The sequence below is a fragment of the Plesiomonas sp. ZOR0011 genome, assembly GCF_000800945.1.
In the GTDB taxonomy this organism is placed as follows: Bacteria; Pseudomonadota; Gammaproteobacteria; order Enterobacterales; family CAMTGL01; genus Plesiomonas; species Plesiomonas shigelloides.
On record NZ_JRKB01000069.1, the window covers coordinates 61105 to 67123 of the forward strand.

Annotated in this window: 7 protein-coding genes; 2 read left to right on the plus strand and 5 right to left on the minus strand. The window is 55.3% G+C overall.

Going from position 1 to position 6019, the window contains the following annotated elements; translation table 11 throughout:
* Positions 1–2: 2 nt before the first annotated feature.
* Entirely contained in the window at positions 3–1013 is a 1011-nt protein-coding gene (gene glpX, locus L975_RS12730) for a class II fructose-bisphosphatase (RefSeq protein ID WP_010864876.1), read from the minus strand.
* 14 nt (positions 1014–1027) lie between these two features.
* Between glpX and L975_RS18655 the strand changes: the two genes are divergently transcribed.
* Positions 1028–1150 (plus strand): hypothetical protein, encoded by a 123-nt coding sequence (locus L975_RS18655; RefSeq protein WP_255359278.1) that lies wholly within the window; start codon positions 1028–1030, stop codon positions 1148–1150.
* 190 nt (positions 1151–1340) lie between these two features.
* On the opposite strand, the gene glpK is transcribed toward L975_RS18655, so the two are convergent.
* Together glpK and L975_RS12740 are read right to left on the minus strand one after the other, a co-directional pair.
* Complete coding sequence (glpK, locus tag L975_RS12735) at positions 1341–2843, minus strand: glycerol kinase GlpK (RefSeq protein ID WP_036770049.1); 1503 nt, start codon at positions 2841–2843, stop codon at positions 1341–1343.
* A 93-nt stretch (positions 2844–2936) separates the two neighbouring features.
* Entirely contained in the window at positions 2937–3779 is an 843-nt protein-coding gene (locus L975_RS12740; RefSeq protein ID WP_039046059.1) for an MIP/aquaporin family protein, read from the minus strand.
* A 529-nt stretch (positions 3780–4308) separates the two neighbouring features.
* Here L975_RS12740 and zapB point away from each other — a divergent pair.
* A complete protein-coding gene (gene zapB / locus L975_RS12745) occupies positions 4309–4548 on the plus strand; it encodes a cell division protein ZapB (RefSeq protein ID WP_010864873.1) in 240 nt (79 codons plus the stop codon).
* A gap of 165 nt (positions 4549–4713) precedes the next feature.
* Here zapB and rraA read toward each other — a convergent pair whose 3' ends face one another.
* Both rraA and menA read right to left on the minus strand, forming a co-directional pair.
* Positions 4714–5199: a ribonuclease E activity regulator RraA gene (gene rraA / locus L975_RS12750; protein ID WP_010864872.1), complete on the minus strand. Its 486-nt coding sequence runs from the start codon at positions 5197–5199 to the stop codon at positions 4714–4716.
* A gap of 123 nt (positions 5200–5322) precedes the next feature.
* Positions 5323–6019 (minus strand): 1,4-dihydroxy-2-naphthoate octaprenyltransferase (menA, locus tag L975_RS12755; protein WP_047708951.1); only part of this gene is annotated, 697 nt, incomplete at its 5' end.

The window sequence follows — 6019 nt, forward strand, 5'->3', positions numbered from 1 at the left end:
CCTTACAAAATGATTTGGCAGATGGCGGCGTCTTTACGATCCAGATAATGGGTCGATTTGATGCGGCGGATGGTGCGTGATTTACCGCGGATCAGCAAGGTTTCCGTGGTCGCCACATTGCCCTGACGGTGAATGCCCTCCAGCAGATCGCCTTTGGTGATGCCGGTAGCGGAGAAAATCACGTTATCGCTACGCGCCATATCGGACAGGCTCAGCACTTTACCGGCCTCAATGCCCATTTCGGCGCAGCGCGCCAACTCGCTTTCACCCAGACGGCGGTTTTCGGCGCTATCACCTTTCACGTCGTGACGGGCCAGCAGGCGGCCTTGCATATCGCCATCCAGCGCGCGGATCACCGCCGCAGAAATCACTCCTTCTGGCGCGCCGCCGATGCCGTACAGAACATCCACTTCGCTCTCGGGCATACAGGTCAGGATTGATGCGGCCACATCGCCATCAGGAATGGCGAACACGCGCACGCCCAAGGCTTGCATCTCGGCAATCGCCGCTTCATGGCGCGGTTTGGCCAAGGTGATCACGGTCAGCGAGCTCAGCGGTTTATCCAACTTGGCGGCCACGCGCATCAGGTTGTCTGCCAGTGAACGGTTCAAATCAATCACGCCTTTGGCGCCTGGGCCAACCACCAGTTTTTCCATGTACATGTCAGGGGCGCGCAGGAAGGTGCCTTTCTCGCCAACCGCCAGTACCGCCAGAGCGTTGGCTTGTCCCATTGCGGTCATACGGGTGCCTTCAATCGGATCAACGGCAATATCTACCGCATCGCCTTTGGTTGTTCCGACTTTTTCTCCGATGTACAGCATCGGCGCTTCGTCGATTTCCCCTTCACCGATCACGATTTCACCGGCGATGTCGACCTGATTGAGCATGATGCGCATGGCGCGGACTGCCGCATCATCGGCGGTATTTTTATCGCCACGACCCAGCCACTTGTACCCGGCCAGTGCCGCTGCTTCAGTCACCCGGGAAAACTCAATGGCTAATTCACGTTTCATGGGAGCAAACCTGTATGCAAGAGATTGAACAAAAAGACCAAGGATCAAAAAACGCCGCTGATGGTATCACAAAAGCCAAAGTAACCGTTTGCGTAATGGAAAATAAAAGCGTGATGCAGGATACATTTGTCGGATGACACTCGGCTGCAACAGCGAGCATTGAGGTGCGGTGGATGAATTATGGCGCAGAGCAATGATATCGCGTAGATGAAAGGGCGACAGAAAACAGCAAAGGCGCTCGAGGGATAAAAAAACCGCGCCGAAGCACGGTTTGTCATAGGGTGGAGAGGGCTATCAGTGTGATAGCGGGTCAGCATACGGTGACGATCAATCTTCCCAGTGCTGCGCGCGGCTCACCGCTTTTTGCCAGCCTTTATACAGACGGGCGCGTTCGCCTTCGGACATGCCTGGCTCGAACACACGGTCGATTGCTGCTTTGCACTGCAGCTCGTCCAGATCTTTCCAGAAGCCGATGGCCAGACCGGCCAGATAGGCGGCACCCAGCGCGGTCACTTCACGCACCACTGGACGCTCAACGGTGGTGCCCAGAATGTCAGACTGGAACTGCATCAGGAAGTTGTTCTGCACCGCACCGCCATCGACGCGCAGCGCTTTCAGCGGCGTGCCGGAGTCAGCTTGCATTGCATCCAGAACGTCACGGGTTTGGTACGCCACGGATTCCAAGGTCGCACGGATCAGGTGGTCACGGTTCGCGCCACGGGTCAGACCGAAGATAGCGCCACGGGCATACGGATCCCAGTAAGGCGCGCCCAGACCGGTAAAGGCCGGCACCACATACACGCCGTTGCTGTCTTTCACTTTGGAGGCGAAGTATTCGGAGTCGAACGAGTCGCCCAGCAGACGCAGCTCGTCACGCAGCCACTGAATCGACGCACCACCGATAAACACGGCGCCTTCCAAGGCATAGTTTGGCTCGCCTTTTGGACCGCAGGCCAGGGTGGTCAGCAGACCGTGACGGGAGCGTACCGCTTCCTTACCGGTATTCATCAGCAAGAAGCAGCCGGTACCGTAGGTATTTTTCGCCATGCCCGGCTGTACACACATTTGGCCGAACAGCGCGGCTTGCTGGTCACCAGCAATACCAGCGATTGGGATACGGGTACCGCCTTTACCACCAATGTTGGTTTGGCCGTACACTTCAGAGGATGGACGTACCTGTGGCAGCATTTCACGCGGGATGTCCAAGACCTCCAGCATTTTGCTGTCCCAATCCAAGGTATGGATGTTGAACAGCATGGTACGGGAGGCGTTGGTGTAGTCGGTCACGTGTACGCGGCCTTGGGTCATCTTCCACACCAGCCAAGTATCGACGGTACCGAACAGCAGCTCACCACGCTTGGCGCGCTCACGGGCACCTTCCACGTGATCCAAGATCCATTTTACTTTGGTGCCGGAGAAGTACGGGTCAACCACCAGACCGGTGTTGTGGCGGATGTACTCTTCCAGACCTTGGGCTTTTAAGTCTTCGCAAATCGGCGCGGTACGACGGCACTGCCATACGATGGCATTGTAGACCGGCTTACCGGTTTCTTTTTCCCACACAATGGTGGTTTCACGCTGGTTGGTGATCCCGATACCGGCCACCTGATCTGAGGTAATACCGGCTTTGGCCAGAACTTCCACCAGTACCGCACTTTGGGTACCCCAGATTTCCATCGGGTCATGCTCAACCCAGCCGGCTTGCGGGTAATGCTGGGTAAATTCGCGCTGCGATACGCTAACGACATTGGCATTGTGATCGAGGACTATGGCGCGGGAACTGGTCGTACCCTGGTCCAGCGCGACCATGTATTTTTTTTCAGTCATCATCGATTCCATTGTTCTACCCTAGGTAATGTTTATTGTGGTGGTTTTTAGCGTATTGTTCATCAAGCGGTGCGAGTTTCCCCGCACCGCTTTGGATCAGGCTTGCTTGGTTTGCGCGCTTTCGTCTTCATCAGACAGGCGGCAGGTATTGCATGGCAGGTTGCGACCAATCATGGCGCGGTAGCCCGCAGCACCCAAGCAGGCACCGACAATCGGCGCCACAATTGGCACCAGGAAATAAGGGATATCACGTCCGCCGGTTAAGGCCATGTCGCCCCAACCCGCCAAGAACGCCAGCAGTTTCGGACCAAAGTCACGCGCTGGGTTCATCGCAAAGCCAGTCAGTGGGCCCATCGCGCCGCCGATCACGGCAATGACCAGACCAATCAGCAGTGGAGCCATTGGGCCACGTGGCAGACCGTTACCGTCATCGGTCAGCGCCATGATCAGGGCCATCAGCACCGCAGTGATCACCATCTCCACCACAAAGGCATGGCCAACAGAAATGGCCGCATGCGGATAGGTAGAGAAGACCCCGGCAGTTTTCAGGCTCTCGGCGCTACCACGCACGATGTTGTGCGCAGTTTCATATTCAGCGAACAGATTACCATACAGGAAGTACACCAGTGCAGCCGCGGCGAACGCGCCCGCCACTTGGGCGACGATGTATGGCAGCACACGTTTGCGTTCAAAACAGGCAAACAGCCACAGGGCGATAGTGACCGCTGGGTTTAAGTGGGCACCGGAAACACCGGCGGTCAGGTAAATTGCCATCGCAACCCCGACACCCCAGATGATACTGATTTCCCATAGGCTTAAGGCTGCACCGGCCAGATTGGCCGCAGCCACACAGCCGAGGCCGAAAAAGATTAACAGGCCGGTGCCGATAAATTCCGCGATACACTGCCCGGTCAATGAGGGCTGGGTCGTTGTGCTCATACGTGCTGTCCTTGAATTTATTGTGGGGTACGTTATCGGAAACACTATCTGGTTCGACCAGTTGGCTGGTCAATGGTGTAAATGTAACGTTAAAGCGCGAATACGAAAAACAGCAAAAGGTGAATGTGCGTTATTGGTCAAAATTTTAGAGAAAATGCTCATTATTTAGTGAACAGGCTCAAAAATTGGGCGAGTGCAGAGTAATCTGCTGCTAAGCCCTTTTCTGATAGCTGAATCAATTAAGCGAAAGAAAGGTTGCGAGTTTGCATGAATGTAATGAGTGTTAATTGATGGTTAACGCAAAAATCAGACTGTGGCATGGCGTTTTATTTCGATTTATTGCGAGAGCAGAAAGTCGGGCGTGATTAAGTCAGGTCGTTGCTCAGTGCGCAATGCGCGATATGGAACATCGGTCGGTTACAGCGCAAATCCTGCGGCTCGCCGGATAGCGCTGGCTCGCAGCCGGTGGTAGAGTACAAGGAAATGCACACCGATCGCGATGAGGCGATGTTTAAGGGAGTCCTTATTTATGTCTTTTGAAGTATTTGAGAAGCTGGAAGCCAAAGTACAACAAGCAGTAGATACCATCCAACTGCTGCAGATGGAAATGGAAGATCTGAAAGAACAGAACCAAGCACTGGAACAACAAGTGCAGCAGAATGCGGCAGAGCGTGAAGCGATGCTGCGTGAAAATGAACAACTGCGCGCTGAGCATCAAGGCTGGCAAGAGCGCCTGCGCATGCTGCTGGGCAAAATGGAAGAAGTGTAATTGGCCCGCGGTGGGGATGTGTCACCGGTTCAGTCTCGCTAGGCGAGTTTGCTTCGGTCGCTGCACGTGCTCACACCGTCGTTATTACAATATCAATAAAAAAACAGAGCATTATGCTCTGTTTTTTTATGGCGAACGTTGCAACGCTACGCGTTAACAGCGGTGTTACTCCAGATCTAACGCTTCTGGCGACAGGATGATACCGGTGCTGTCAGCGTACACGTGGTCTTCCGGTAAGAAGGTCACGCCGCCAAAGTTGACCGGCACATCGGTTTCACCGTGGCCGTTGCTGTCTGCGCCTACCGGAATGGAGGCTAGCGCCTGAATGCCAATATCGCACTCTTCCAGCTCATCAACCTGACGCACCGCGCCATAAATAATCATGCCTTCCCATTCGTTCTCGGCTGCGCGGCGCGCCAGTTCGCCGTCGAGCAGCGCACGACGCAGTGAACCACCGCCATCGATCAGCAGCACCCGGCCAAGACCGTTCTCTTCCACCACATCACGCAGCAAGGCATTGTCTTCAAAGCATTTGATGGTGGTGATTTTGCCGCCAAAAGAACTCCGTCCGCCGAAGCTGGAGAACATCGGCTCAACCACATCAACTTGGTCCAGATAGATATCGCACAGTTCGGAGGTATCGTATTTCATAGGATAAGGCTTTAGTTGTTGAAATTGTACGAAGTATAACCCCGTCTGGGGTGATTGCAAAATCACCAGCTGACAGCGTGTGATTTTGCAAGCAGGACGGCCGCCGAAAAGCGGCCGCGAGGATCAGCTGAGTACCAGTCCGGCGGCAAACAGCACGTTGGTCAGCAGCGCACCTTTCACCACTTGCTCCAGCAAAGGACGCAGCGCAGCGCCATTGGGCTCTTTCCACACCGCCATACCGTGGCGCAGCAGCAGCGGGCTAGCCAGCAGGAACAGCCAGATCACCGCCGTATGCACCGCCAAGGCCGCGTACAGCGCCAAGCTCAGCAGCGCGCCACCTAACAGCAGCAGATGGTAGCGACGGCCCCACAGTGGCCCCATGCGCACGGCCAAGGTGTTTTTGCCACACTGACGATCGGTATCGATATCACGCAGGTTGTTGAGGTTCAACACCGCCGTAGCCAGCAAACCACAGCCGAGCGCCGGCAGCAGCACCATGGCTTCAAAGTGGCCGGTTTGCAGATAATAAGTGCCGCCCACGCCGAGCAGACCAAAGAAAATCAGCACCGAAATATCACCGAGCCCCATATAACCGTACGGCTTGTTACCCACGGTATAGGTAATGGCGGCCACGATCGCCAGCACGCCCATTACCAGAAATCCGAGAATATCTTCCGGCTTTTGGCAGGCCAGCAGGATCAACACCCCACCGCTTAGCAAAGTCAGCAGCAGTACCAGCAGCATGGCCCGTTTCATGGCTTGCGGCGTGATCAAGCCACTTTGTACCGCACGTCGTGGGCCGACTCTGTCCTTGTCAGTT